The organism is Mesorhizobium sp. AA22 (genome assembly GCF_001672375.2).
Classification (GTDB): Bacteria; Pseudomonadota; Alphaproteobacteria; order Rhizobiales; family Rhizobiaceae; genus Mesorhizobium; species Mesorhizobium wenxiniae.
Genome location: NZ_CP048406.1, coordinates 3869467 through 3895156 on the forward strand (window position 1 = coordinate 3869467; position 25690 = coordinate 3895156).

Below are 25690 nucleotides of genomic sequence, written 5' to 3' on the forward strand. Positions count from 1 at the left end.
AGGTTCGCCCAAGCCCCTCGAAGGCCATTACGACGTGACCGTGGTGGATCGAGCGCCCCAGTCTCTCAACCCTGGAATGATTTCGACTGGCCGGCGATCCCCGGATATTTCGGGCGTCCATGGTTCCTGCCGATCCTCGGCGCCTACTATCGGATGAAGGACCTCGTGACATGACCACGCCCCTCGATCACCTGTCTCGCAACGGCCGCCTCGACACGTTCTTCATCGACGGCGAATGGCGCGCGCCCAGGGGCACTGGCCAGGCCGCCGTCACGAATCCGGCGACGGAAGAAGTGGTGACGCAATTTCCGCTCGGAAGTGGCGAGGACGTGGACGCGGCCGTTTCCGCGGCTCGCCGGGCATTCGCCACCTGGAGCCGGACCGCGCCGGAATATCGAGCGCGGTTGCTCGATCGTCTGCAGGAGGTGCTCGAAACGCGCGGCGACCTCATTGCACAATGCCTGACCCTCGAAATTGGCGCGGCGATCGGCTATGCGCGGACGGCGCAGGTTCCGCTGGCAATCGCCCATGTGAAGACCGCTCGCGATGTCCTAACGGCCTTCACCTTCGTCGAGCAGCGCGGCCACACCGCCGTCACCCGCGAACCGGTCGGTGTCTGCGCGCTGATCACGCCGTGGAACTGGCCGCTCTACCAGATCACTGCCAAGGTGGCGCCGGCGCTCGCCGCAGGCTGCACGATCGTCTTGAAGCCAAGCGAGCTTTCGCCCTTGAGCGCCCTTCTGTTCGCCGAGGCTATCGAGGAAGCCGGCTTTCCTGCCGGTGTCTTCAACCTGGTGAATGGCGACGGCCCAGGCGTTGGTATGGGACTTGCCTCCCATCCGGATGTGGACATGATCTCCATCACAGGTTCGACCCGCGCAGGCATCGCGGTGGCCCACGCGGCGGCGCCGACGGTCAAGCGCGTCGCGCAGGAACTCGGCGGCAAGTCGCCGAACGTGATCCTGCCCGACGCCGATCTCGATCGCGCCGTCTCGCTGGGCGTAGCCGCCGGCTTCCGCAATCTCGGCCAGTCGTGCAGCGCGCCGACGCGCATGATCGTGCCGCGGGCGCGGCTTGCCGAGATCGAGTTGATCGCCGAGCGCGCCGCGGACGAGATCGTCGTCGGTGATCCTCTCTCGGAGACCACCACCCATGGTGCAATCGCCAACCGTGCCCAGTTCGACCGCATCCAGACTATGATCGGCGTGGGGATTTCGGAAGGCGCGAAGCTTCTCACCGGCGGAGAGGGCCGTCCAGGCGGCCTAAATGTCGGGCTCTACGTCAAGCCGACGATTTTTTCGGAGGTGCGCACTGACATGCGCATTGCCCAGGAGGAAATCTTCGGTCCGGTTCTCTGCATCATCCCTTACGACACCCTGGACGAGGCCGTCGCCATCGCCAACGACACCGTCTATGGCCTTGGGGCGCATGTACAGGGCAGAGATATGGACCGCGCTAAGGACGTCGCGTCGCGGATCCGCGCCGGTCAGGTGCATCTCAACTATCCGGCCTGGGATCCCCACGCGCCGTTTGGCGGCTTCAAGCAATCCGGAAACGGACGCGAGTACGGTCTCGAGGGCATGCTGGAGTATCTCGAGGTCAAATCCATCCTCGGCTATTTCTAGGCGTCATCTCGCCAGGCGCAGGGACGCGCGCCGGTGGCGCCATCTATTCCAATAGGCTGCCTTCGGTGAGCGCTTCCGCACATTGCGGTATGCGGTCTAGCCTGCGACCTTGATGAGCGCTTGCTCCATGGATGCAAGGAAGAGGTCCACATGCTCGGCTTGGCAAACGAGCGGAGGGCGCACTTTAAGTGTATCCTCATTGGCCCCTGTCGTGCTGATAAGTACGCCGTCATTCCGCATCGCATTGACCACATCCAAAGCCATTGCACGCCGGCCCGCGGCCGGTGTGTCCTCAGGCCCCATGTCGATGCCAAAGAAAAGACCGGCGTTTCGGATCGCACGAACTCCATGATGCTGCTTTGCGATCTTTTCCAGTCCGGCTCGGAGGCGCTGGCTCATGGCAAGCGCCTTTTGGGGAATTTGGTCACGCTGCAGGATCATTAGCACGGCGTCCGCGGTAGCTATTCCAACTGTGTTTCCGGCGAACGTGTTCGAGTAGCGCGCGGTGGCGCCAAACTGCTCCATCGGGGCTCTGCGACCAACGACGGCGCCAATTGGAAATCCGTTGCCCATCGGCTTGCCGAGGGTAACAAGATCCGGAACGGTCCGGTGCCGCTCGAAGCCCCACATATGGGCGCCAGTTCGCCCAAAGCCCGGCTGAACTTCGTCGGCAATGACGAGGCCACCTGCCTCCCGCACCGCCGTAGCTCCGCCGGCAATAAAACCAGGAGGATCTGCCCATACGCCATCGCTGGAAAAAATACTGTCGATGAGCAGGGCCGCAACGCCTATGCCACGACGGTTCAGATCCATAATGGTTGAACGAATCTGTGCCTCGAAAAAGTCCGCAGCCTGGGCTTCCGGCACGCCCGCCGGCCCGGGTAAGGTTACCATGCGCACGAATGGGCTGAGCTTGACTGCGTCGCCCAGGTTCGGCGAAACCGCGGCGGTAGCCGCACTCGTGCCGTGATACGCATAGGTGGACACGATCACACCTTCTTTGCCGCTCGCAAATCGCGCGATACGCAGGGCCAGATCGTTGGATTCACTCCCCGTGCAAGTAAAAACCACACGGTCGAGCTCGTTTGGGAAAGTATCAACCAACCGCTCGGCATAGTCGACAAGTTTCGGCTCGAGATAGCGCGTGTTGGCGCTTATTCGGCCCGCCTGCTCAGCCATTGCGGCGATTACTTCCGGGTGGCAATGGCCGAGAGACGGCACGTTATTATAGAAGTCGAGATAGGCCCGCCCGTCAGGATCGTAGAGCCACATGCCTTCGCCGCGAACGAAGTGCACGGGCCGGCGGTACTGGAGCCGATAGGAGGCCCCCAGAACGTCGTCACGGCGAGCAATTAGCTCGGACTCGCGCCTGGGAAGATCGGATTCGCCAGGTCTGTAGCGATTCGGCATGAGATCGGTGGACATGTGCTGCTGCCTATCTGAACGAGTATCTTGATCAATTCGCGGTTCGGCGACCCTGCCTGTCGGGCGAACCGAAACGGCGTTGCAGCGGGACGACGACATTGCCGCCTGGACTGCCGCCTCGCCCGAGGCGCCACCAAGAGGCGTCAGGATGGAGAGGCCATGCTCGGCACGCGCGACGTTCTTTTTGATGTACTGGGCGTCGCCCGGAAAAAGGTGGGAGCGCCAGTAATTGACCAGGATCAAAGCGCTTTGTCGCGCCCGCATCAATCCGACGAGCAGTCTTGCTTCCAGCGCCGAAATTGCAATGACCGAGGCATAGCCGGCGATAAGATGTTCGGCCCCACCCAAAGGAAGGTTCGGATCCGTCACGGCGTGACTTGCCGCGATCGCCAGATCCTGCATCCTGGGGCTCCAGCAGCCATCGCCAAAATCGATGAAACCCGTTCCCTGGGCAGTCGTCATCATATTGAATGGGCTGGGATCATTATGGGTGACCTGCCACGCCACGTTCGAGATTTGTGGCTCAACAAACTCCACATAGTCCGCCATCGCGACGCGAACGCTGTCGGCAATGCTCCCGGATGGGAGGTATTGCTCTAGTTCCATCAACCGCGACCAGCACCCGACATGCCAAAGAACGGGACGGTGGGCCGCGGGCACATTGACTTGCGCAAGGGCCAAGTCCAGCCGGGCCAGAGCGCTGCCAGTTCGAAAAAGCAGGTCCGGAGTGGGCACCGCCTTGTGCAGCGGAACGCCTTCGATCCGGGTCTGCAAGTACCCGCATACCCCTTCTTCCTCAAACATCAACGCGCCGCTGCTGGTGCGGAGCACTTCGGGTGCAACGAAGCCCGCGGCCCCTTGCAATCCCGCCATGGTGGCGCTTTGGAAACGAAAGCTGTCGACCGCCTCCGGTCTTGTCGACGTCTTCAGGATCAGTCGGTGGCCGTCCGACAGGTTGACCTCAACGGTGCGCTCGACCTCGGAGGATAATGTGGCGATCGATCCCGCCAATCCGTAGTGACGCTTAAGCAATGCCGACATGTCTGGTTCCGCGGAAGCCGGCCGCATGGCCAGGATTGCGGCGGCAGTGCGAAAACAGGCTTCGGTTGAGGCTGCCGCGTAAGGCAGATGGTCCCGTCCCGCAGCCATGGAGCCATTGGGCTGGCCTGCTTCTTCATCGGAGACCAGATGACTACAAGCACCCAACTCGAAAGATCCTCGCCTGCTGGATATGGTGTTCTTCTTGCTGCGAGAGGTGGAGCGGTCCAGCCAATAAACCCGCGCCCCACATCCTCGCCTTCAGATCCCGAAAACGCCCGGTAGCTCCGTCACATCGCGGATTTCGGTGTACTCGTAATAAGGGTTGGCCGGCTCATGGCCGCGATTAACCCAGACCTTGCTCTTGATCCCTAGGTCATAGGCAGACATCAGGTCGTGGCGGAAAGACGAGGAAACGTGAGTTATGTCCTTCGGGCCGCATCCCAGCATGTCGAACATATATTCGAACGCCTTGAAGTGCGGCTTGTAAGCCCCCGCCTGTTCAGCGGTGTAGACGGCATGAAATGGCGCGCCGAGTTTTGCCACGTTCGACGGAATTTGGGCCATCATGGAGTTCGAAAGGATAACCAGCGGAATTTCCTTGGCTAGTTTAGCCAAGCCCTCGGGAACGTCCCGATGCGGTCCCCAGGTCGGGATGCGGTTGTAGATCGTTTCAGCGTCTTCGGCACGGAATGCGACGTTGTTGCGGCGGCACGTGCGCTCCAGTGCGTTGTGAACGACATCGGCATAGGGCTTCCAGTCCTGCAACACCTCATCGAGGCGGTAGGCTTGGAAGTTTCTGATGAATTCGTCCATACGCGGCCCATCCAGAAGATAACCGAACAGATCCCGAGCCGCTCCCGCCATTTGGAAATTGATCAGCGTGCCGTGGCAATCAAAAGTCACGTATTTCGGCCGGAAGCGATCCATGTCCTTGGTTCCTGTCAATCTGCCGTGTTAGTAGAGCATAGCCGCAGGCGTTTGGCAGAATGTGCCGCAATACATGGTCGTTCGGCAGAAGGGCCCTCCGGTCTACCGCAAACCCAGCACGATCTTCCGCAGTACTGTTTCTTTCGCACCTCCTGAGCCGAGCCGAATAGATCAGGGTCGTAGTCAGTTCGGCCCGCGTCCGATTATCGCTCGATAGGCACGCCAACCCCTGGCCAAGGCCATCCTTTGTGTTCGCGGGCGACGGCTGTACTCCATGACCGATATTAGGCGCACAGCTGACCAATCGGGCGGTCCTTTGGCCCAAAGCCACACTGCTCATCAATGATGGGAATGCCGCCTCGAACCCATCCGTTGCACTAGACGGGACATACTCGAAGCGCCGACACGGCAAACCAAACCTTGGTGATTGTGCGGTGAGACGCGTGAAGCCCCGCCGACCGTTCCCCAACGTAATCCGGTCGCGATCGAACGTGCGCCGTTCAGCGGGATACCGCCTCGGGTGACCGTGCACACGCAGGTGGCCAAATGCGGGCTCTAATTCCGCGTCGGAGACGTTGTGTGGCTGTTCAGCGTGCTCTTGGATATGATATGGCAATTACCTTAACAGTCGGTCCAACGGGGCATTGGGCCGACTGAGAGCAAAAAAGTGTAACGGAATGAAGTACTTAGACAGGCGATTTGCCGTGGCGCCCATGATGGATTGGACAGACATCGCGAGAAGCGACGTGTATTCAGTGGTTTAAGTGGCAGCACCTCCTCGAAGTTGTACTGCCGTCGTACTCGTCAGCTGCTCTGGGAAAAATGGGTCGCGTTTCGGAGTTGCTTGACGGGTGCAGAGTTTCTGGGGCTAGCCTGCCAATGTGCGGGGCTCTACCCACGTCCCCCTCGAGCGGCGGTGTTGTTCCTCAATGGTCGATATGGGGCCGGGACCTGTCGGTCAGTTTCCGGCACACAATTGACCGGAGCGGACATTCCACGCGACCTGCCAAAGCAGAGTCTTTCTCGACTAGTGTTGGAACGGCACTATCGCGTATTGGTGAGCCGGTACCCGGTTCTGGCGGTGCCCACCGGCTCTGTCGGCGCACGACGCAAGGAATTTGACAGGAGGATAGAATTGTCGACCACTCTTGCGCCAGGAGCAGCCTATAGGGCGGACCGGACGCGCGTCGCAGAGTTGAACCAGCGTGAACTGGAGCGCTTCGCGGCGCGCACCGGGAGGTCGAAGGCATTACTCGACCGCGCGCGCAACGTGATGCCGGCTGGAACGCCGATGTCCTGGATGGCCGGCTATTACATGCATCCCCAGCTCTACGTTGCGGGCGGCGAAGGCGCGCGATTTTTCGATGTGGACGGGAATGCCTATGTCGACATGAACGTGGCGGATCTTTCGGCCACGCTTGGCTACGGCATTCCGGCGGTGGAAGAGCCGATGGTGCGCCAGTTCCGTAACGGTGCCCATTATCTGCTGCCCACCGAGGATGCCGTGGTGGCGGCACATTCGCTCGGGCGACTGATGGGGCTACCCTTCTGGCAGTTCACGCTGGCGGCATCGGGCGCCAACACTGAAATCATGCGCATCGCCCGGCACATCACTGGCCGGCGCAAGCTGATCGTCTTCGAAGGCAAGTACCACGGCCATATCGAGGAAACGCTGGTCAAGTTCGACGGCGAACGGGTCGTTCCCGAATATCAGGGCCTGTCAGGCCGCCGGTCTGAAGATACCATCATCCTGCCCTTCAACGATCTCGATGCCGTGGCGGCGACGCTGGAATCGCGCGAAGTCGCGCTGGTCCTTACCGAACCGGCGCTGACCAATTGCAGCCTTGTGCTGCCCGATCCTGGTTATCTGGAGGGCCTGCGCCGGATTACCGCCGAAACCGGCACGATGCTGTGCATCGATGAATCGCACACCTTTTCGTTCGCCTATGGCGGCCTGACGCGGCTCTGGAATCTCCAGTCCGACTTCATCACGCTCGGCAAGGGGCTCGGATCGGGGCTGGCCTTTGCCGCCTATGGGATGACCGACACGATAGGCGATCATGTCGAGAAGCACCTCGACATCCTGCACCGTACGCCCGGCATCGGCCTTGGCGGCACGCTTTATGGCAATGCCCTGTCGATGGCCTGCGCGCGCGCCGTGCTGGAACATGTGCTGACCGAAGACGCCTTCAACCGGATTTCCGCACTCGGATCGCGCATGGCCGACGGTATCGACGCCATCTGCCGGGATCTGGACCTGCCATGCCGCGCGTTCCGGATCGGGCCGCGTTCGGGCCTGTGCCTGACGCCCGAGCTGCCGCGCAATTATGCCGAAGCGCGTCTGTCCATGGACTTCGACATGCTCGACGCCCGCCGCGTCTTCATGGCGAACCGGGGGTACTGGGATTGCATCGTCAGCGCCGGACCACAGGCATCCTTTGCGCATGGCAAAGAGGACATCGATGGCTATGTAGATCTTATGCACGAATTCATGAAGAATATTAAATAACTATAACGATCTGCTACCTAAAATCACGATCCTGCACCGTCGAGGCCGCAATCTTAGGCCGGGTCGATCCTATTGCTGATGCAGGATTATCGAGGCCTGTCGCCGAATGCGCCTTTAGGGGTGACGAGCGAAAGGTGCTCGATGGATCGGTTTACCTGTTCCGAAAATGCGCAACGGCGCTTGTCAGCGCCTTAGGATCAACTGGTTTCGATAGACGAGGAGCTTGCGCAAATTCATCTGGAATGATTGTCGCGCTGTCATAGCCAGACAAGAATAGAAAGGGAACGCCACGTGAAGCGAGCAACTCAGCAATCGGGAAACTCCGCTCGCCAGCGAGGTTGATATCGAGCACCGCTCCGTCGAGTGAAACGCCGTCGATCTGTTCCAGCGCCTGCTTCACCGATGAAGCGGGGCCGATCACCTCACAGCCCGCGTCGGCCAACTGATCGGATAGATCCAGCGCGATCAGAAAAGCATCCTCAACGACCAGGACATGCAGGCCAGACAGAGGAAATTGCTCATTCATCCCTTACCGGACCATCCGTCGCGCCTGCGAGGGAGAGGGGGATTTGCAAGGAGCACTCCAAGCCCGACTCCTTGAATTTCAAGTCCACGCTTCCTCCCAACTCGTAATTCAAACTCTGCTGAATGAAAGTGGTTCCGAAACTCTTCTTCAACGGCTCCTCTACGACCGGCCCGTCGATTTCCTTCCAGACGATCGACAGGGAACCGCCGGGCTCTCCGATGCGCCATTTGACTTCCACGCGCCCGTTCTCGGTTTCCAGCGCTCCGTATTTAGCGGCATTGCTCGCAAGTTCGAAAAACACCATCCCTAAGGTCGCCGCGGCGCTTGCATTCAATTGGACTGGACCGCCTTCCAAGACCACATTCTGCCGGTCCCTGGCTTCATACGGAGCAAGTGTCATCCGCAACAACTCCTTAAGACCCGCGCGTTCCCAGTTGTGCTGCGAGAGCAATTCATGGGTGCGCGCCATTCCCTGAAGGCGCTCCTGAAAGGCAGTCGAGAAATCCGCCATGGAATGCGAGGAACGAATCATACGGGAGGTCAGGGCCGTAATCGTCGACAAAATGTTCTTCACGCGATGTTGCAACTCGTGCAGCAATCTTTCCTGACTGCGCTCGGCCTCCTTGTGGCGCGATATGTCGACCAGGGTGCTGATAGCCCCGCGAACTTTTCCTGATTCGTCGAACAGCGGCGTCGCGGAAACCATGACATCGACGCCGGTGCTGCCCGGTTTCTCGATGCGCGCTTCGTATTGTGGCACCGCCTCGCCCGTTCGTATCGCCATCGCCAGCGGCTGATCCACGGCATCCAAGGCCTTTCCTTCCCTGACCACGTCGAGCGCGGTCGGCATGGACGTCAACTTGGCACCGCTCAGGGGTTCGCCGGCCAGTTCAGCGGCGCGCCGATTGGCCCGAAATTCCTGGCTGTCGCCAACCTCGGCGATGACGATGCCGACAGGGACGAGATCCAGTAGCGTTTCCAGGCTTTCGATGCGGTTGCGCAAATCGTGCGTCAGCGAGCCGATTCTTTCCTCGGCGCGAGCGATCCTGGTGATGTCGACAAAGGTGACGACCACGCCGGCGATGACGTTGTCGATCGTCCGGTAAGGCAACACGCGCATGATGTAGCGCGTGTCGCTCTCGGCGCTTTGTATCTGACGCTCGATCGTACCGAGCCGCTGCAACACCTGCTCGATATCAGCCTGGAGGCCGTCGGCAGCAAAGCGGGGGCGAACGTGAGCAAGCGGGCGCCCGACGTCGCTCTCGACCAGTCGGAACAGATCCCGTGTCGCCGGGGTGAAGCTCTTGATGCAAAGATCCCGGTCCAGGAAGATGGTGGCGATCTGCGTGCTCTCCAGCAGATTCGCCATGTCGTTGTTGGCGCGGCTGAGCTCGTCGACTCGAAGGTTGAGCTCTGCATTGACGGTTTGCAGTTCCTCGTTGATCGATTGCAACTCTTCCTTCGAAGTCTCCAGTTCCTCGTTGGACGACTGAAGTTCCTCGTTGATTGAGGATAGTTCTTCGTTGGAGGACTTCAGTTCCTCGTTCGAGGATTCCAGCTCTTCCGTGGTGATCTGCAGCCGCTCCTTGGTCTCCCGCAGTTCTTTTTCGAGCTGGCTGACGTTTGCGCTTTCAACATCGTCGGAAGTCGCTTCGCTTTCAAGCTCCGGCTTGATGCCGCCAACATCCCTGAAGACGAGCATATAGAGAGGGTCGGCCGCGCCATCCGGCGGCAGCGGCTGCACGACAAGGCTGATGGTCTGCCGCCCGCCGTTGGTGCCAACGCTGATCTCGTTCTGGATCGACACTTGCCCGGTGTTGACAGTCTTGTGGAGACCAGCCCGCAAATCCATTCGCAGGCCCCGCCGCGCCATTGCGAAGACGTTGTTGTCGGGAGCGCCGGCCGCCAATTCGAGGTATTTTCCGGTGCCTTCCGAACTATGCACCAAGTCGCCGGCTGCGTTGACGACCACGTATGCGGGACAATACCGATTAAGAAGAAGGCGTTCTGCGCTCTCCTGCGCGCCTCCTCCCGTCGCCCTCGGGCGCGCATGCTGGGTTGCCCGCCTGGGCGCGGCGGCAAGCGGAAACTCTGGCAGCTTTTGAACCGTCCCGCTACGCCTCTGGAAAATGCGGCTTGCCTTGTCAATCGTAGCAAACAGCCCCCCGTGGCGGGTGACGTTTTCCGAAGAGCCAAGGAAGAGATAGCCATCCTTTCGCAGGGCATAGTGGAAGATGGGAATGATCTTCTCCTGCAAGTCAGGCCCCATGTAGATGAGGAGATTGCGACAGGAGATCAGGTCGAGCTTGGAAAAGGGCGGGTCGCGCAACAGATTGTGCGCTGAAAACAGACACATTTCACGCAGATCGGTGGCGACCCGGTAGGTTCCGTCCTCGCGCGAGAAGAACTCCTTCAGCCGCTTTGGGGTGACATCTGTAGCGATGGCAGCCGGATAGCGGCCGGCTCGCGCGACTTCCAAAGCGCGCTCATCGATGTCGGTCGCGAAGATCTGCAATTTCGGCGACGCCTCGCCCCTCGGCGCATTTTCCCTGAGGAGCATGGCTATCGTATAGGCTTCCTCTCCCGTGGCGCAACCTGGTACCCATACCCTTATAGTTTCGTCTCCCTTGCGGTTCTCGAATAGCTTCGGAATGACGAGGCGTTCCAATGTATCGAACGCTTGTGGATCCCGGAACAGATTCGTCACGCCGATCAGCAGGTCCTGGAACAGCAGATCCACCTGCTGCGGCTCCTCCTTCAACCGTTCATAGAATGCGACCGGATCGTCGATCTGCAATACCTGCATCCGGCGCTGTATGCGTCTGAGGATGGTGTTATCCTTGTAGCCGCTGAAATCGTGCCCGGTGCGCGTGCGAAGCAGGGCAGCGATGCGGGAAAGCTGTTCGGAGACATCGCGCTTGCGGCGGTCCGCTTCGCCGTCGCTTGCAATGCGGTTTGCGTGTCGGAAGTAGTCCGCCAGCGCTGCTGCCATTTCTTCCGCCGGGAGCACCATGTCGACGAGGCCGGTCTGAACGGCGCTGCGCATCATGCCGTCATATTCGGCGCTCTCCTGCGCGAGCGTAAGTCCACCATGCTCCTTGATGGCTCGCAGTCCGATGGTGCCGTCGCTGCCCGTGCCAGAGAGAATGACAGCGGCCGCGTTTTCCCCCTGCTCCATCGCGAGCGAGATGAAAAAGTCATCGATCGGCGTGCGCTTGGTGCGGGTGGTCGTCATCTTCTCAATATGAAAGCTGCGGTCCTTCACCGTCACCGAGACGCCTGGGGGGACTACGTAAATCCTGTTCGGCTCGATGCCGGACGCCTCGCTTGCCGTCTGAGTCGCAATGGAGGTACAGCGCTGGACTATACTTGCCAACACGCTCTCGTGTTCGGCGTCCAGATGCTGGATCACCACATAGGCGAGCCCACTGTCTGGCGGAACGTTGGGAAAGAATTTTTGTAGAGCCGCTATGCCTCCAGCAGACGCGCCGATGCCGACGATTGCGCAGGGCTCACCTGCCGGCGACCCGGGATCACTGTTCACCTCAGTCTGCGGCTCCGCTTTCGTTGCTTTCTTCTGCCGTTGCGCCATTTCCCGCCACCGTTGCCCGCCTGCTCTCGAGAATTCGCTCGATCACCTCGGCATCCGCTTGATACTCTCTGGCCCGATCTCGCAACTGCGTGGCGAGTTCGGGACGGTTCTTCGTTTTTTCCCGCTCAGCCATTCGTCTGGTAAACTCAGCTCGCTGCTGGTGCGCCCGCAGCAGGCTCCACAGTATCTCGTCTGCCTCCGCCGACTGTGCCTCCATCATCGCTTCCGAGGTGAAGGCATGCCCAGTATGGCATCGATACCTGAGCATGTCGCCGTCCTCGATCTCCCACAGAGGCCCGTGGCATTCCGGGCATGTAAACACTGACAGTTCGCCGAGTCGATCTTCCTTTTTCATCGTGGAATGCTCCTGTGCCGCGACCGCCGCTTCCAGCCTGACCCCGGGAGGAGCAGGCAACGTTTCGCCCGCCGGTGCGGCCGCCAGTCTTCCCAGCAGACTGCCCAATTCAGACGCCGGCACGCAATGGTCCACCTCCACATAGCGCAGCGCGCTTTTCACCATGTCCGGCACGGCTGCGTCGTTCGGGTGCTGGAGGATCGCCAGTCCGCCCACGGCTTTGATCGCCCGCAAGCCGGCCGTTCCGTCGGAAAGGGCCCCCGACAGGAGAACGCCGATGACCGTCGCGCCGTAACTCAGCGCGGCCGAGCGGAAAAGGGGGTCTATCGCCGGCCGGGCGAGGTTTTCGCGCGGCCCGCGCCGAAGCATCATGTGGTCGTCGTGAAGCAGAAGGTGGAAACCAGGCGGAGCGACATAGATGGTGGCGGCCTGGAATGTCGCACCGTTCCCGGCCTTGCGGGCAGGAAGAGGGCCGGCCCGATCGAGGATTTCCGGCAGATAGCTGGTCGGACCAACATGGAGTACGACGAAAACCGTCGCCGCCAGATCGGACGGCAGGTCGCTGACGATGCGCTTTAACGCGTCGACACCGCCGGCTGACGCCCCGATCACGATGATGGAACGGTTGTTGAGGGGGGCTTCCTCGGGCCGCTTTAGGTTTGTTTTTCCCTCAGGAGCTACACGCGGAAGGCGGATACGTCGTTCGGCGGCCATGGCTGAATCCCGGGCAGTAATATTCCATGTTGGTTCCTACGATCGGCAGACGGAACGCTGATACGATAATGGATGGTTGAACACTATGTTCCCGTAAAGGAACCGTATGGCGTGGCGTTCACGCCAAGCAATGTCTGCTTCTGATCGACGGAGCGACCAACGGAATGACCGAGATGGGCGGCGCGAAGCGGACACCTCGTTACACTAGAGCGGGATGAGATTTGTAAGAGTCGTGGGATTCCCAAATCATCGCAGTTCTGATTCAACATTCATGCTGGGAGGAGGCCAGTTTGGATGGCAGGATATTCGATGGACCTTCGCGAGCGGGTTGTAGCCGCGGTCAAGACCGATGGGCTCTCGCGACGTGCGGCGGCGGCTCGATTTGGCGTTAGCTATAGCGCGGCCATTGAGTGGCTCAAGCGTGTCGAAGAGACTGGCAGTGCTGCGCCTCGCCAGGTCGGCGGCTACAACCCGAAGAAGCTCTCGGGAGCGTGGCGCGACTGGCTGATCGAACGCTGTCACGACAGGGACTTCACCTTGCGCGGCCTTGTGGCCGAACTTGGCGAGCGTGGCCTGAAGGTCGACTACCGTTCGGTGTGGGAATTCGTGCATGCCGAGAAGCTCAGTCACAAAAAAAGACGCTGATCGCCGTCGAGCAGGATCGTCCCGATATCGCGCGACGGCGGATGCAGTGGACGAAGTATCGGGGCCGGATTGATCCCACGCGCCTGGTCTTCATTGACGAGACCTGGACCAAGACCAACATGTCGCCGCTAAGCGGCTGGGCGCCGGTGGGACAGCGGCTCAAAGCGAAAGTGCCGCACGGCCACTGGAAGACCATGACCTTCCTGGCCGCGCTGCGCCGCGATCGCGTCGACGCGCCTTGGTTGATCGACGGACCGATCAACGGCGAGAGATTTCTCCTCTACGTCGAGAAGGTTCTCGCGCCGACCCTCCAGCCGGGGGATATAGTCATCATGGACAATCTCGGCTCGCACAAAGGCAAGGCGGTGCGTCGCGCCATACGCGCCGCCGGCGCAAGGCTCTTCTTCCTGCCGAAATACTCGCCCGATCTCAATCCGATCGAACAGCTCTTCTCAAAACTCAAGCACTGGCTGAGAAAGCCAGCAAGCCGCACCGTCCAAACCGTCTGCGACGCGATCGGCCAAATCTCAACCGCATCACATCCGCCGAGTGCTCACACTACTTCAAAAACTCCGGCTATGACCGAAACTAATCTCATCCCGCTCTAGCACGCCACTTTCCGACCGCTCATCTGAGCAAACTCCCTCTGGGCCGCCTGTCTACGCCTATCAAGGTAGTCGGCCAGATCCCGCAGATGGATGCCCTTGGCACATTTCTGACTTGTTTCTATTCGCATGAGCGGCAAGGCGATGTCGCCCGAACTGAGCTTGCGCAGAAATCTCGGCAGCGTCAGGTGCGAAAAGAAGTCGCGACGAACCTCATCAAGTGGGATGCTGGCCTTGCCATTGTATTGTGCCATCAGCAGAAAAGCGGTGTTGAGTGACATGGCGATTGCGCGTTGAAGTAGAGTGAAACGAGTCCGCATAACCATAGATACCGACAATGCCAGTCCGCCCAATCTCAGAGTTGTTTAAAACCGGTCGCCAAATGATTGAAAAGGATAGGAAATTCGCCATTGCACCGATGATGGATTGGACGGATCGGCATTGCCGGTTCCTCCATCGCCAGTTGACGCGCCGGGCATTGCTCTACACCGAGATGGTCGTCGCCGACGCGGTCATCCACGGCGAGCGCGAGCGCTTGCTCGGCTTCGATGGTACGGAACATCCGGTCGCGTTGCAGCTCGGCGGCTCCGATCCGCAGAAGCTTGCCGAGGCGGCCCGCATCGGCGAAGCCTTCGGCTATGACGAGATCAACCTCAATGTCGGCTGCCCATCCGACCGCGTCCAGTCGGGTACGTTCGGCGCCTGCCTGATGAAAGCACCCGTTCTGGTCGCCGATTGCGTGGCGGCGATGAAAGCCTCTGTCGGCATCCCCGTCACCGTCAAATGCCGCATCGGCGTCGACGAGCAGGATCCTGAGCCGGCGCTCGATGCACTGGCGGACGGCGTTTTCGCGGCCGGCGCAGATGCGCTGTGGGTGCATGCCCGCAAAGCGTGGCTGGAAGGACTGAGCCCGAAGGAAAACCGCGACATCCCGCCGCTCGACTACAACAGGGTGTATCGGCTGAAGGCCAAAAATCCGAACAAATTCATCGGCATCAACGGCGGCATTCAGTCGGTAGACGAAGCGCTTCGCCATCTTGATCATGTCGATGGTGCCATGCTTGGACGCAGCGCCTATCACACGCCGGGCATTCTGGCAGGCGTCGACGCCACTTTTTACGGTGACAAACCCAACCCGTTCGATTTTGCCGCGCTGATCGATGCCATGGCGGATTATGCGGCGCGCCATATTGAGCGGGGCGGGCGGCTTGGCCATGTCACCCGTCACATGGTCGGCCTGTTCCACGGTCTGCCCGGTGCGCGCCGTTACCGGCAGATCCTTTCGACCGATGCGACAAGGCCCGGCGCCGGACCGGATGTGCTGAAGGCGGCTTTCGCTGCAGTCGATTTTAGCGGGACGGACGCAGAAGCAGCGTGACAGTCCCATTGCGCAAGATCATGCGGTCGCTTGCGTGTCTTCCGCGGTCTGTTCAGCAAACCAGAGGACCCTCGATAGCTCGGGCAAACCTAGTCAAGCTAAGCAGCGCTCGCCCGCTCGGCGTCCTGAATTTCTTCTTTGATCGCGTGCGACATGGATCGAGTGCGCAGCGCATCGCGCTTCGGCGGCGCCTGGAATGTGCGGCGATATTCGTGGGTGAATTGCGAGATGCTCTCGTAGCCCACCTCGAACCCGGCGCTGGTTGCCGAAAAGCCTTCATCGAGCATGAGGCGGCGTGCTTCGATCAGACGAAGCCGCTTCTGGTATTGTCCCGGCGTCAGCGATGTCATGTGCTTGAAGTGCTTGTGGAAGGCGGTGAGGCTCATCGCCGCTGCCGCCGCCAAGCGCTCGACGGGAATACGCGATCGATACTCGGCTCTAAGAATCGCGATGGCCGCAGCGAGACGGCTCGCGTGGCCGTCCGGATCCGCAAGCGACCGCAGAGCAGCGCCATGCTGACCGGAGAGGAGCCAATAATGCAGCTCGTGCATAATGCCGGGGCGCAGGAGCGAGGTAGCATCCGGTCGGTCCAGCAAGCGCATCAGCCGCACTGCGCAATCCAGAATTGCGGCATTGGTGTCTTCAGCGAACAAGGTGCGTGTCTCTGACGGGCGCTGCGCACGCACGCTGCCCAACTGCGCCGCGACCTCGCGCAGGAGCGTCATCTCGAGTTCGACCGCGACGGCCAGATAGGGCTCGCGTTGGCTTGCCTGCACAATCCGTCCGACGACCGGCATGTCCGCGCTCACGATCAAGGATTGCCCGGCGGTGAAGACTTGCTGTTCCCTGCCAACAGTCATGAGCTTAGCGCCCTGCAGAACCAGACAAACCAGCGGCCGATAGACCGAATGCAAGTCGCGATGTGGTGACTCGACGCACATCATCCGCAGACCCGGCACTGGCGTCAGCGCCAGGCCATCTCGGTTTGCATGGCGGGCGGCATAGGTGTGAACGGCATGTTTGAGGATGTCCATGCAATGTCTCCTGCAGCGGGTCAATCCTAGCATAGGGGCGGGCAAACATCACGTGGGCTGCAGGATCGAGCAAGTTTTGCGCATGCGTTGGCAAGCCGTCGACCGCATCGCCCTGTAGGAAATGTCCCAACCGAATAAGCCCGCAGACGGTATTCACTAACGGCGGGATCGTTTGACCCGATTGGCTGGAATAGATGGAGCACAGAACGATGAAAATGACCGGAAACACGATACTCATCACCGGCGGCGGATCCGGGATCGGGCGGGAACTGGCGCTACGCTTCAATGCGCTTGGAAACACTGTGATCGTCGCGGGACGGCGCAAGGAGGCGCTCGTGCAGACGATCGCCGGGCGTGAAGGCATGCACGCGATGGTCGGCAATGTCGAAGATCCGGAAGCAATTATGGCATTTGCCAAGCGCGTAGTCGCCGAGCACCCGGCGCTCAACGTGCTCATCAACAATGCCGGCATCATGCGCCGCGAAGATCTGACCAGAACCCGCGATCTGCGCGACGCGGAGGAGACGATCGTCACCAATCTGTTCGGGCCGATCCGCCTCACCAACGCGCTGATCGAGCATCTGGCGGCCCGGCAAAATGCTGTGATCGTCAACGTCTCGTCAGGCCTGGCCTTCGTGCCGCTGAGTGGCACGCCGACCTATAATGCCACCAAGGCGGCGATCCATTCCTATACGGTGTCGTTGCGCGAGCAACTCAGGGGCAGGGTCGAAGTGATCGAGCTTGCGCCGCCCGCGGTTCGCACCGAACTCACGCCCGGCCAGTCGACGCGCGACGAGTATATGCCGCTCAATGCGTTCATCGATGAGACGATGGCGTTGCTCAGCCGGGAGCCGACGCCCAAGGAGATCCTGGTGGAGCGCGTGGGCTTCCTGCGCTGGGCGGAGCGGGACGGCCGGTTTGATCAAGCGGTCGAGATGCTCAATGCTCACTGAGCGGCGCCGAAGCAGCCTGACTGTTCAATCGCGCAAGATCATGCGGTCGCCGCGCACGTCGAAACCGGACAGTGAGCCGATGAAATTCATGCCGAGCAGGCTCTGGCCAAGCATGCCGGGCGCGGCGATCATGACCGGCATGTCCTTGCGTATGATCCCGCCGATCGCCAATTCCTCGGTTCTCACGGCGGCGGCGCGCGCCATGCCGTTGGCGGTGGAAACCGGGATGGTGAAATTGAGAGCGGCTGGATTGAACCCGGCCGCTTGCGCGTCCTGCGCGGTCAGCACGGTGCTGGTTGCGCCGGTATCGACCACGGCCCGGACCGGCGTGCCGTTGACCATGATGCGCGCTTCGAAATGGCCATTGCCGGCCTTGTCCAGGGTCACCGTGGCATGGCCGTCCTCAAGGCCCAATGCCAGCGGACTGCCGGGAACAAGTCCGGCCGTTACCCGGCTGGCGAAATCCTGCAATTCATAACGATATTGGTAGCCGGCGATCAGTGCGAGCACGATGGCGGCCCAGGTGCCCAGGTTGCGGCCCATCGCGCCCAAGGGTCTGCCTGATCTGAGCAGGCTGGCGCCGATGAGCGCGACCAACGCGCCAAGCCAGATCAGCCGGCTGAAGTCGTAATTCTCGACGCCGAATGTGCTGCCGGCGGAATCGTTGAGCATGAGCAGGGCCACACCTACCCCGATCAGGATCATCAAAACCCAGAAAAACCGGTTCATATGTGGCTCACGAGAAAGCGTCGCGTTCGCGCGCGAGGCGGGTTCGGCGGGTTTCCCGGCGCGGTCTGCGTTCAACCGTTTCCAGGCGGGCCGGCAGTTCGGCCATCACGCTGCGGCGGATTTCAGGGGTCATGTCGATCCAGGCGCCGATTTCCTCCCGCGTGCGGCCGCAACCGAAGCAGAAGCCGGTTTTCATATCGATCGAACAGACCAGGATGCATGGGGATTCGATGGCCGTCATAATATTCTCTCAGGATTCCCCAAGGAATCCCTTGTCTCGCTTCCACATGGTGTAACGGCAGGGCCAATGCAAGCCCTCCGGAATGCGCCGTCGGCAACCGCTTTCGCGTCAATGCAGGCAGTTGTGCTGGCCGAGCAAGGCGGCTATGCCGCTGACCAACTCTGGGAACGATCACCAACGACATGACCAGCGCGCTGCCCTTCGACGATTTTCGCAATCTTCTGGCGACCCTGCCGCCGGCCGACGCGGCGGCCGCAGCCCGCGTCCGTGCGCTGTTTGCCAAGGCCGACAAACCCAAAGGTTCGCTCGGCCGCATCGAGGACATCGCCGCGTGGCTCGCCGCCTGGAGCGGCCGTGCGCCGCCGGCGGTGAACAGGCCCTTGGTGGCGATCTTCGCCGGCAATCACGGCGTCGCTCGCCACGGCATTTCGCCACGGCCTGTCGCTGCCACGGCGAACGCCGTCGAGCTTTGCGCGGCCGGGGGTGCGGCGGTCAATCAGATCTGCATCGCCAATGATCTCGGGCTGAAAGTGTTCGATCTGGCGCTGCACATTCCGACCGCCGACATCACCGAGGACGCAGCACTTGACGAGCGCGGCTGCGCCGCCACCATGGCCTTCGGCATGGAGGCGATCGCCGGCGGCACCGATCTGCTTTGCCTTGGCGACCTCGGCGTCGGCAATTCCACCGTTGCAGCGACTTTGTTTGCCGTACTGTTTGGCGGCAAGGGCGCCGAGTGGGTCGGATCCGGATCGGGCGCCGATGCATCGATGCGGACGCGCAAGGCGGAAGTGGTCGATGCCGCGCTAGCCTTCCACGGCACAGGTCTCAGGGACCCACTGGAAGCGTTGCGCCGGGTTGGCGGCCGTGAATTCGCGGCGATCGCCGGCGCCATCCTCGCCGCCCGGATGCAGAGGACCCCCGTCCTGCTCGATGGATTGGTTGCGACTGCCGCCGCCGCGACGCTGCATGCTGCCAACCCCGCCGCGCTCGACCATTGCCTGCTTGCCAGCCTGTCGCCAGAGCCTGCGCATGCTCTGGCCGCCGAGCGGCTCGGCTTGCGCCCGCTGCTTGATCTCGGCGTGAGCCACGGCGAGGGGGCAGGGGCGGCACTTGTCGCGGGCCTGGTCAAAGCCGCTGCGCTCACCAGCTCGGGCATGGCGGCGGCGTTTCGCGACCAGTAATGGCACCGCATGACTTCCATTACGCGACGCACTTTAAGGGCTGGCACCGCGCCGCAAGCAGCCACAGGTTTGTTTCGTCTCGGCCGTCACGTTCCAGTGTCAGGTCAATCTCGTGAAGCCATCATCGCTCCAGCGCTCGCTGCCTACTCCGTGGTGCACGAAGAAGAGGCCGTCCGGATCGTATCGGTCCTTCACCGCGAGAAGCTTGACGTAATTCGAACCCCAAAAGGCGTCTCGCCACCTCTCGTCGAAGAAATCGCTTTCCGCCACATATGAGCCGACGGCCGGTATCAGTTTGCGCACTTCGTTCATGGCCTTGTCGATTGCACTCGCATCTCGACGGGCAGCCGCCAAGTCGGGTTCGCGACCGGCAATGCCGGGGTATGCCGGCGGCCCCTCGGCGCCGCTGATGGCCAGCGCGAAAGCATCCAGCACCACCGGATTGGTCGCCGTCTGGCGTGCGGCATCAACCACCTCGGCAGGAGCGCCCGCAAGGCCCTTGTTGATATGCAGGGAGATTGTCCAGTGACGAGTAGCCGCGAACAGGGCGTCGGCAAGGTTCTGCTGCCGGTTCTCCTGGAGAAGGGATGACGGAATCCATGCAGACTGGTAGCCATGTAGAACCTGTCCCGTCTCCTCCAGATTGCTTGCCCAGAACACGTTGGCCTTGCCGGCATCGGGGCGGTCGTCGGCGAGCACCAGTCCGGGTATTTTCTTGAGAAATTCGGGATCCCAGAAATTTCGAGCCGGAGCGGCAATGATCACCGGCTCCGCTTCGAGGCTGAAATCCTGCGGCGAGCCGGCCACCCAGTCGAAGAACGGCCGCCAGATTGTCTCGGCCTGCTGTTGATCCAGACCCTGGAATACCATGGCGATCGCGAGAACGTTGCCCGGCCGGAAGGCAATCTGCTCCCCCCAACGCGGATTGAGCAGCGCCTTGCTGTAGAATTCCACGATCTTGACAATCAGTCGGTGGAAGGCAGCGTCCGACGTCGCGTTGATCGTGGTGAACACGGCGCCGAAGAACTCCGGCAACTCGTGCGTCCGCAGCGTAAGCCGCGTCACGACCCCGAGGCTACCGCCACCGCCACCCTTGATCCCCCAGAACAGGTCTGGATTTGTGCAGGCGTTGGCGATTGTGACGGCGCCATTGGCAGTGACGATCTCCGCTTCCAGCAGGCTCGCCGCCGCCATTCCATAGGCCTTCGAGAAACTTCCGAAGCCGCCACTTTGGATCAGGCCCGCGACGCCGACGGTCAGGCAACCGCCGCCTTGAACATAGCGCCCCGCTTTCGTGGTGACGGCGTCATAGACCTGCCCCCAGATTGCGCCCGCCTCGATCGTGACCGCCGGCTGCGGCGGTTGTCGTCCGGCGCATCCAACACCGACGAACGCATCGTGCACGGTGACGGCGTTCATCTTCCGGGTCCAGATCAACAAGGAATCCGCGGCATTGGATGTGCCTTGGTAGCTGTGGCCGCCGCCCTTCACCACGAGCCGCAGATTGTTGTCACGGGCGAAATTGACCGCAGCCACGACATCATCGTTCGTTCGGGCGACGACTGCATATTCGCTGGGTTGCGATGTCCAGCCATCGACCCAGCCAAGCGTCTGTGTCAATCCGACCTCGTCGCCAAGGTAATAGGGGTTCTTCAGTTCCTTGAAGATATCCGTACAGCGGGGGGCTGACGGGGCGTTTATGCATGCGGCGAGCGGCGGCTGAACCTTTACGAGTTGCCCCCCGACTTGCCGACCAAGCCGGTCCCAACTTCCTTCTGCTGGCCATTCCGGGTCGGCCGGACGGACGCGCGAGGTCGGACGGGCCGCGGCCTGTGCCGGCACGAGCATCCACGGCCGCAAGAACGGGATCGCTGCTGCTGTGTGCAATAGACGTCTTCTGTTCATTTGATTGCCTTGGCCCCTGATTGCCTTGGCTCGGAAGACACGTTGGATGGCGGGCAAGGCTATTGCCAAATCGCCTTATCCGCAATGATTCAGGCACCCGGCGCCGGATTTTCGTGAGCCAGTGCTCAGCGCCGGCGCGCAGCAACGGCTTTGGTCGGCAGCGCCGGCAATTCCTCCATCACCCGGCTCAATGGGAAGATGGCGATCGCCTCGGTGCCTTCGCGCAGTTTGGAATGGAGTTCGAACTCGCCGCCATGCATGGCAAGCAGGCTTTGGACGATCGGCAGGCCAAGCCCGGTGCCTTGTTCGGCGCTCTTGATAGCGATGGAGCCCTGACCGAAGGCGGACAGCACGACCGGAATCTCGTCCTCCGGTATGCCAGGCCCATTGTCTTTGACGGAAAGGTATTGGCCGCCGCCCGCCGTCCAGCCGACGCGCACGCGGATCTCGCCGCCAGTTCCGGTGAACTTGATGGCGTTCGACAAAAGATTGAGCGCGATTTGTCGCACCGCGCGTTCGTCGGCGAACAGGCGCGGCAAGGCGCTTTCGAAATCCTGGACGATACGGATGTCCTTGTTGCGCGCCTTCAGCTCCATCATGTGACAGCAATCCTCGACGACGGAAAGCAGCATCATCGGCTCTTCGTTGAGTTGGTAGCGGCCCGCTTCGATGCGCGACAGGTCGAGGATTTCGTTGATCAGGTCGAGTAGGTGCTGGCCAGAGCCATGGACGTCGCGAGCATAGTCGCGATAGGTCGGGTTGCTCATAGGGCCGAGCACCTCGTTGGCCATCACCTCGGAAAAACCGAGAATGGCATTGAGCGGCGTCCGCAACTCGTGGCTCATCGAGGCCAGAAACCGCGACTTTGCCAGATTGGCGTCTTCCGCCCGTCGCCGCGCTTCGTCCGACATCGATTTCGCCGTGTCCAATTCGGCGATCAGCGCATCCTTTTCGGAGCGGAACGAGAGCAACATCAAGGACGAGCGATTGAGGCGGCGCGCCACATAGGCGAAGAAGGGCAGCGAGACGATCAGCAACCCGGCCATGATCAGTTCTGCCGGCATCCACTGGCTGGCGCCGGCATAGGCATAGGCCGCCACCGGAACGGCGAAGGTCGCCAGCAACGCACCGCGCAGCGATGACGCCGTGATCGCGGTCGCCGCCATGGCCAGCAGCAGCACCACCGCCTTGATCAGCTGGAACTGCTCGACCTGGCAAGCATCGCAACCGAGCCAGGCGAACCAGGCCCAGCCCAAGCCGCAAAGGAAATGGCCTATCAGGAAATCACCGTGCGTTTGCAGCGGGTTGAGTTCGGCAGCTTCCGTTCGGTCGACGCGGCTCGCCATGAACACGACGATGGCGTAGCAGATGAGTGTAAAAAGGGCCCAGACGCCAATTTCCTTACCCGCTCCAGCAAACAGACCCGTCGCGGCGGTCGCGAGGACGAGAAGCGGAACGATAACCGCACCTCCTACCATGGCACGGGCGTGGAGTTTCAAAAGCTCGCGGTCGAAATCGGGATTTCCGACCTGCTGCGAAAGACGGTCGCGCGTCTTGCGCACCGCCCGCGCCACATCGCTGTTGCGATGGGGTTTCCGGCGGTCCACTATAAACTTGTCCGCTGTGGTCGAGCGTTGCGAGGGCATGAAGACTTCAATTTATGCGGGCAGCGGTTTCAAATTGTTAAGCTACGTTCGAATGATTAACCAACGGTTTGCCATATGAGCCGTTCGTGGCCGCGGCGGCCGCGACAGCGATACGTCCCGCCGCGGCCGCGAAGCCTTTGGCGCCGGCTGGTGGACTACGCACTGGCCGTGCTTGTCCTCGGTCTGCTGATCCTTCTGGCAGCGCGCCTTGACCGGATCGAGATGCGCAAGACTGAGGGTGCCGCCGTTGTCAATGACGGCGATACGATCACGCTCGGTTCCGAGCGCATCCGCATGCGCGGTATTGATGCGCCGGAATATTCCCAATTTTGCCGCAAGGACGGCGCCGACTATCCCTGCGGCAAGCTGGCGCGGCAGTCGCTGGTTCGCCTGATATCAGACAAATCCGTCTCCTGCACCGGCTGGCAGCGCGACCGCTACCGCCGGCTGCTCGGCGACTGCAACGCCGGCGGCAAGGATCTCAACCGCGCCCAGGTCGAGGCCGGCTGGGCGGTTGCCTATGGAGATTTCGAAACTGAGGAAGCCGCTGCCCGCTCCGGCAAGGCCGGCATCTGGGCCGGCACTTTCGACGAGCCGCACGATTGGCGCGAGAGCCGCGATCACGAAGTGGTCGAAAGAAAGCACGGTCGTTTGGCTTCGATTGGCGATGCCTTGCGAGAAATTTTTCGCTTCCGGTGATGGTCAACCTTATAGTTTGTCGCAACAGACCTGATCAGATTCGCATCGTGCTTTCCGGAAATCGATCCCGTTTTTGGGCCGATCCGATAGGAGAAATGGAATGAAACTCTTCGACGGCGGCCGGGCGCCCAATCCACGGCGGGTTCGCGTCTTCCTTGCGGAAAAGGGGCTTGAGGTTCCTCTGGTGCCCGTCGACATGGGCGCGCTGGAGCACAGAAAGCAGCCAGTCAGTTCGCGCAACCCGCTGCAGCGCCTGCCGGTGCTCGAACTCGACGACGGCACCGTCATCACCGAATCGGTCGCCATCTGCCGCTATTTCGAGGAGTTGCACCCGGAACCAGCGTTGTTCGGACGCGGCGCGCTCGGCAAGGCGCTAGTCGAGATGTGGCAAAGACGCATGGAGCTCAACCTGCTCGGTTGCGTCGCTGCCGCGTTCCGGCACATCCATCCGGCGATGAAGGAATGGGAGGTTCCACAAATCCCCGAATGGGGCGAGGCCAACAAGCCGAAAGCCGTCGGATTCCTGAAACTCCTCGACGACGAGTTGGCGAACCGGGAATTTGTCGCCGGCGATGCCTACTCCGTCGCCGACATCACCGGGCTGATCGCCATCGACTTCATGAAGCCGGCGCGCATCAAGGTGCCGGAAGACTGCGGCAACGTGCTGAGATGGCATCAGGCGATCTCCAGCCGGCCGAGCGCCGCCGCATGAGAATGAGTCCCCGAGATTGAGCGAAGAGCTGGAAAACTTCGCTGCGAGGGTACGCGCCTGCCGTATCTGCGTCGAAAATCCGGTCGGCCGCCCGTTGCCGCACGAGCCGCGCCCGGTGCTCAGACCGTCGTCAAGCGCCAGAATCCTGATTGCCAGCCAGGCACCGGGCACCAAGGTGCATATGTCAGGCATGCCGTTCACCGACGCCTCCGGCGATCGGTTGCGGAACTGGCTGGGCGTCAGCAACGAAGAATTCTACGACACGACAAAATTCGCCATCGTGCCGATGGGCTTTTGCTTTCCCGGTCAGGATGCCAAGGGCGGCGACCTGCCGCCGCGCCGCGAATGTGCAGCGGCCTGGCGTGCGCCGCTGATGGCACTGATGCCGCGCATCGACCTGGTGCTGACGATTGGCAGCTATGCGCAATCCTGGCACATGGGCGCCGCGCGCCGGCCCTCGCTGACGGAGACGGTGATGGATTGGCGCACCATCTGGGGTGCGCCCAGCAACCCGAAAGTGCTGCCGCTGCCGCATCCGTCGTGGCGCAACACCGGCTGGTTGAAGCGCAATCCGTGGTTTGAAATGGATTTGCTGCCGTTTCTGAGATCGGAAATCCGCTATCGCCTCGGCTGAGGCGTGAGCAAGAAATCACTTGCTTTTGTGCCATTTGGCAGAAATGCTTTCTTGTGAATGGCCATAATAAGAAGGACTATAGCCAATCTATTCCTAGTCTATCCCCGTGGGAGCACCAAATGGACCGCCTTGATAGAAAAATCCTCCGTCTCTTGCAGGAGGACGCGACGCTCGCGGTCGCCGATGTCGCCAAGAAAGTCGGCCTGTCGACCACGCCGTGCTGGCGTCGCATCCAGAAGCTCGAGGAGGAGGGCGTCATCAAGCGGCGCGTCGCCATCCTCGATCATGAAAAGGTCAATGTGCGCGTCACCGTATTCGTGTCGATCCGCACCAATTCGCACAGCCATGAATGGCTGCGGCGCTTTTCGGAGGTCATCCAGGAATTTCCGGAAGTGGTCGAGTTCTACCGCATGAGCGGCGACGTCGACTATCTCTTGCGCGTGGTGGTGCCCGACATCGCTGCTTACGACGCCTTCTACAAGCGGCTGATCGCCAAGATCGAGATTCGTGATGTCTCGTCGTCGTTTGCCATGGAGCAGATCAAGTACACGACCGAAATGCCGCTGGACTACATGGTGCTGGACAAGGAATCGGGCGCCAACGCTGCCTGA

The 25690-nt window shown here is 61.2% G+C and carries 20 protein-coding genes and 2 pseudogenes; 10 read left to right on the forward strand and 12 right to left on the reverse strand.

Features of this window, described 5'->3' with window-relative positions; all coding sequences use genetic code 11:
* Window positions 1–170: 170 nt before the first annotated feature.
* A complete protein-coding gene (locus A9K68_RS18595; protein ID WP_065012415.1) occupies window positions 171–1625 on the forward strand; it encodes an aldehyde dehydrogenase family protein in 1455 nt (484 codons plus the stop codon).
* Window positions 1626–1721: 96 nt separating this feature from the next.
* On the opposite strand, the gene A9K68_RS18600 is transcribed toward A9K68_RS18595, so the two are convergent.
* The 3 genes and pseudogenes from A9K68_RS18600 to A9K68_RS18610 form a co-directional block, all read right to left on the reverse strand.
* Entirely contained in the window at window positions 1722–3050 is a 1329-nt protein-coding gene (locus tag A9K68_RS18600; RefSeq protein ID WP_065012419.1) for an aspartate aminotransferase family protein, read from the reverse strand.
* A 417-nt stretch (window positions 3051–3467) separates the two neighbouring features.
* A pseudogene (locus A9K68_RS31780) lies at window positions 3468–4199 on the reverse strand (phosphotransferase); the annotation flags it as partial.
* Window positions 4200–4349: 150 nt separating this feature from the next.
* The gene (locus A9K68_RS18610; protein ID WP_065012416.1) at window positions 4350–5018 is read right to left on the reverse strand and encodes a haloacid dehalogenase type II; all 669 of its coding nucleotides are present in this window, start codon (window positions 5016–5018) and stop codon (window positions 4350–4352) included.
* A 721-nt stretch (window positions 5019–5739) separates the two neighbouring features.
* On the opposite strand from A9K68_RS18610, the gene A9K68_RS18615 reads away from it, so the two are divergent.
* On the forward strand, window positions 5740–7527 hold the full coding sequence (locus tag A9K68_RS18615; RefSeq protein WP_156768607.1) for an aminotransferase class III-fold pyridoxal phosphate-dependent enzyme: 1788 nt from the start codon (window positions 5740–5742) through the stop codon (window positions 7525–7527).
* A 151-nt stretch (window positions 7528–7678) separates the two neighbouring features.
* Here A9K68_RS18615 and A9K68_RS18620 read toward each other — a convergent pair whose 3' ends face one another.
* From A9K68_RS18620 to A9K68_RS18630, 3 genes are read right to left on the reverse strand one after another with little or no spacing between them, the layout of a single operon-like run.
* On the reverse strand, window positions 7679–8053 hold the full coding sequence (locus A9K68_RS18620; protein WP_065012418.1) for a response regulator: 375 nt from the start codon (window positions 8051–8053) through the stop codon (window positions 7679–7681).
* A complete protein-coding gene (locus A9K68_RS18625) occupies window positions 8046–11645 on the reverse strand; it encodes a CheR family methyltransferase (RefSeq protein WP_082982809.1) in 3600 nt (1199 codons plus the stop codon). Before A9K68_RS18625 ends, A9K68_RS18620 begins: the two co-directional genes overlap by 8 nt.
* Window positions 11599–12714 (reverse strand): chemotaxis protein CheB, encoded by a 1116-nt coding sequence (locus A9K68_RS18630; RefSeq protein ID WP_082982810.1) that lies wholly within the window; start codon window positions 12712–12714, stop codon window positions 11599–11601. The genes A9K68_RS18625 and A9K68_RS18630 overlap by 47 nt, the downstream gene beginning before the upstream one ends.
* A 294-nt stretch (window positions 12715–13008) precedes the next feature.
* Between A9K68_RS18630 and A9K68_RS18635 the strand changes: the two are divergent.
* Window positions 13009–13951, forward strand: a pseudogene (locus tag A9K68_RS18635) (IS630 family transposase).
* 12 nt (window positions 13952–13963) lie between these two features.
* Here A9K68_RS18635 and A9K68_RS18640 read toward each other — a convergent pair.
* The gene (locus tag A9K68_RS18640) at window positions 13964–14245 is read right to left on the reverse strand and encodes a pyocin activator PrtN family protein (protein WP_156768438.1); all 282 of its coding nucleotides are present in this window, start codon (window positions 14243–14245) and stop codon (window positions 13964–13966) included.
* Window positions 14246–14346: 101 nt separating this feature from the next.
* On the opposite strand from A9K68_RS18640, the gene dusA reads away from it, so the two are divergent.
* Window positions 14347–15342 carry a tRNA dihydrouridine(20/20a) synthase DusA gene (gene dusA / locus A9K68_RS18645; protein ID WP_065010001.1) on the forward strand — a complete coding sequence of 332 codons (996 nt, stop codon included), beginning with the start codon at window positions 14347–14349 and terminating at the stop codon, window positions 15340–15342.
* Window positions 15343–15440: 98 nt separating this feature from the next.
* Here dusA and A9K68_RS18650 read toward each other — a convergent pair whose 3' ends face one another.
* Complete coding sequence (locus A9K68_RS18650) at window positions 15441–16376, reverse strand: AraC family transcriptional regulator (protein WP_065010002.1); 936 nt, start codon at window positions 16374–16376, stop codon at window positions 15441–15443.
* 209 nt (window positions 16377–16585) lie between these two features.
* On the opposite strand from A9K68_RS18650, the gene A9K68_RS18655 reads away from it, so the two are divergent.
* On the forward strand, window positions 16586–17329 hold the full coding sequence (locus tag A9K68_RS18655) for an SDR family oxidoreductase (RefSeq protein ID WP_065010003.1): 744 nt from the start codon (window positions 16586–16588) through the stop codon (window positions 17327–17329).
* A gap of 24 nt (window positions 17330–17353) precedes the next feature.
* Here the strand turns inward: A9K68_RS18655 and A9K68_RS18660 are convergent, their stop codons facing one another.
* Both A9K68_RS18660 and A9K68_RS18665 read right to left on the reverse strand, forming a co-directional pair.
* Window positions 17354–18058, reverse strand: a complete 705-nt coding sequence (locus tag A9K68_RS18660) for a TIGR02281 family clan AA aspartic protease (RefSeq protein ID WP_065010004.1) — start codon at window positions 18056–18058, stop codon at window positions 17354–17356.
* A gap of 7 nt (window positions 18059–18065) precedes the next feature.
* On the reverse strand, window positions 18066–18299 hold the full coding sequence (locus A9K68_RS18665) for a DUF1289 domain-containing protein (protein WP_065010005.1): 234 nt from the start codon (window positions 18297–18299) through the stop codon (window positions 18066–18068).
* Between the two features lie 182 nt (window positions 18300–18481).
* On the opposite strand from A9K68_RS18665, the gene A9K68_RS18670 reads away from it, so the two are divergent.
* Window positions 18482–19483, forward strand: a complete 1002-nt coding sequence (locus A9K68_RS18670) for a nicotinate-nucleotide--dimethylbenzimidazole phosphoribosyltransferase (protein ID WP_065010006.1) — start codon at window positions 18482–18484, stop codon at window positions 19481–19483.
* A gap of 99 nt (window positions 19484–19582) precedes the next feature.
* Here the strand turns inward: A9K68_RS18670 and A9K68_RS18675 are convergent, their stop codons facing one another.
* Both A9K68_RS18675 and A9K68_RS18680 read right to left on the reverse strand, forming a co-directional pair.
* Window positions 19583–21388: an FAD-binding oxidoreductase gene (locus tag A9K68_RS18675; RefSeq protein ID WP_065010057.1), complete on the reverse strand. Its 1806-nt coding sequence runs from the start codon at window positions 21386–21388 to the stop codon at window positions 19583–19585.
* A gap of 125 nt (window positions 21389–21513) precedes the next feature.
* On the reverse strand, window positions 21514–23034 hold the full coding sequence (locus tag A9K68_RS18680) for a HAMP domain-containing sensor histidine kinase (protein WP_065010007.1): 1521 nt from the start codon (window positions 23032–23034) through the stop codon (window positions 21514–21516).
* Between the two features lie 75 nt (window positions 23035–23109).
* Between A9K68_RS18680 and A9K68_RS18685 the strand changes: the two genes are divergently transcribed.
* The 4 genes from A9K68_RS18685 (at window position 23110) to A9K68_RS18700 (ending at window position 25690) form a co-directional block, all read left to right on the forward strand.
* On the forward strand, window positions 23110–23733 hold the full coding sequence (locus tag A9K68_RS18685) for a thermonuclease family protein (protein WP_065010008.1): 624 nt from the start codon (window positions 23110–23112) through the stop codon (window positions 23731–23733).
* A 100-nt stretch (window positions 23734–23833) separates the two neighbouring features.
* Window positions 23834–24445, forward strand: a complete 612-nt coding sequence (locus tag A9K68_RS18690) for a glutathione S-transferase (protein ID WP_065010009.1) — start codon at window positions 23834–23836, stop codon at window positions 24443–24445.
* Between the two features lie 16 nt (window positions 24446–24461).
* Window positions 24462–25079 (forward strand): uracil-DNA glycosylase family protein, encoded by a 618-nt coding sequence (locus tag A9K68_RS18695; protein WP_065010010.1) that lies wholly within the window; start codon window positions 24462–24464, stop codon window positions 25077–25079.
* A 119-nt stretch (window positions 25080–25198) separates the two neighbouring features.
* The gene (locus A9K68_RS18700) at window positions 25199–25690 is read left to right on the forward strand and encodes an Lrp/AsnC family transcriptional regulator (protein ID WP_006333679.1); all 492 of its coding nucleotides are present in this window, start codon (window positions 25199–25201) and stop codon (window positions 25688–25690) included.

Excerpts from the sequence above, each read along its gene's own strand:
- A9K68_RS18595 (WP_065012415.1), top strand. The coding sequence starts at position 171 with ATGACCACGCCCCTCGATCACCTGTCTCGCAACGGCCGCCTCGACACG.
- A9K68_RS18600 (WP_065012419.1), bottom strand. The coding sequence starts at position 3,050 with ATGTCCACCGATCTCATGCCGAATCGCTACAGACCTGGCGAATCCGAT.
- A9K68_RS18610 (WP_065012416.1), bottom strand. The coding sequence starts at position 5,018 with ATGGATCGCTTCCGGCCGAAATACGTGACTTTTGATTGCCACGGCACG.
- A9K68_RS18620 (WP_065012418.1), bottom strand. The coding sequence starts at position 8,053 with ATGAATGAGCAATTTCCTCTGTCTGGCCTGCATGTCCTGGTCGTTGAG.
- A9K68_RS18625 (WP_082982809.1), bottom strand. The coding sequence starts at position 11,645 with ATGGCGCAACGGCAGAAGAAAGCAACGAAAGCGGAGCCGCAGACTGAG.
- A9K68_RS18630 (WP_082982810.1), bottom strand. The coding sequence starts at position 12,714 with ATGGCCGCCGAACGACGTATCCGCCTTCCGCGTGTAGCTCCTGAGGGA.
- A9K68_RS18640 (WP_156768438.1), bottom strand. The coding sequence starts at position 14,245 with ATGTCACTCAACACCGCTTTTCTGCTGATGGCACAATACAATGGCAAG.
- dusA (WP_065010001.1), top strand. The coding sequence starts at position 14,347 with ATGATTGAAAAGGATAGGAAATTCGCCATTGCACCGATGATGGATTGG.
- A9K68_RS18650 (WP_065010002.1), bottom strand. The coding sequence starts at position 16,376 with ATGGACATCCTCAAACATGCCGTTCACACCTATGCCGCCCGCCATGCA.
- A9K68_RS18655 (WP_065010003.1), top strand. The coding sequence starts at position 16,586 with ATGAAAATGACCGGAAACACGATACTCATCACCGGCGGCGGATCCGGG.
- A9K68_RS18660 (WP_065010004.1), bottom strand. The coding sequence starts at position 18,058 with ATGAACCGGTTTTTCTGGGTTTTGATGATCCTGATCGGGGTAGGTGTG.
- A9K68_RS18665 (WP_065010005.1), bottom strand. The coding sequence starts at position 18,299 with ATGACGGCCATCGAATCCCCATGCATCCTGGTCTGTTCGATCGATATG.
- A9K68_RS18670 (WP_065010006.1), top strand. The coding sequence starts at position 18,482 with ATGACCAGCGCGCTGCCCTTCGACGATTTTCGCAATCTTCTGGCGACC.
- A9K68_RS18675 (WP_065010057.1), bottom strand. The coding sequence starts at position 21,388 with ATGAACAGAAGACGTCTATTGCACACAGCAGCAGCGATCCCGTTCTTG.
- A9K68_RS18680 (WP_065010007.1), bottom strand. The coding sequence starts at position 23,034 with ATGCCCTCGCAACGCTCGACCACAGCGGACAAGTTTATAGTGGACCGC.
- A9K68_RS18685 (WP_065010008.1), top strand. The coding sequence starts at position 23,110 with ATGAGCCGTTCGTGGCCGCGGCGGCCGCGACAGCGATACGTCCCGCCG.
- A9K68_RS18690 (WP_065010009.1), top strand. The coding sequence starts at position 23,834 with ATGAAACTCTTCGACGGCGGCCGGGCGCCCAATCCACGGCGGGTTCGC.
- A9K68_RS18700 (WP_006333679.1), top strand. The coding sequence starts at position 25,199 with ATGGACCGCCTTGATAGAAAAATCCTCCGTCTCTTGCAGGAGGACGCG.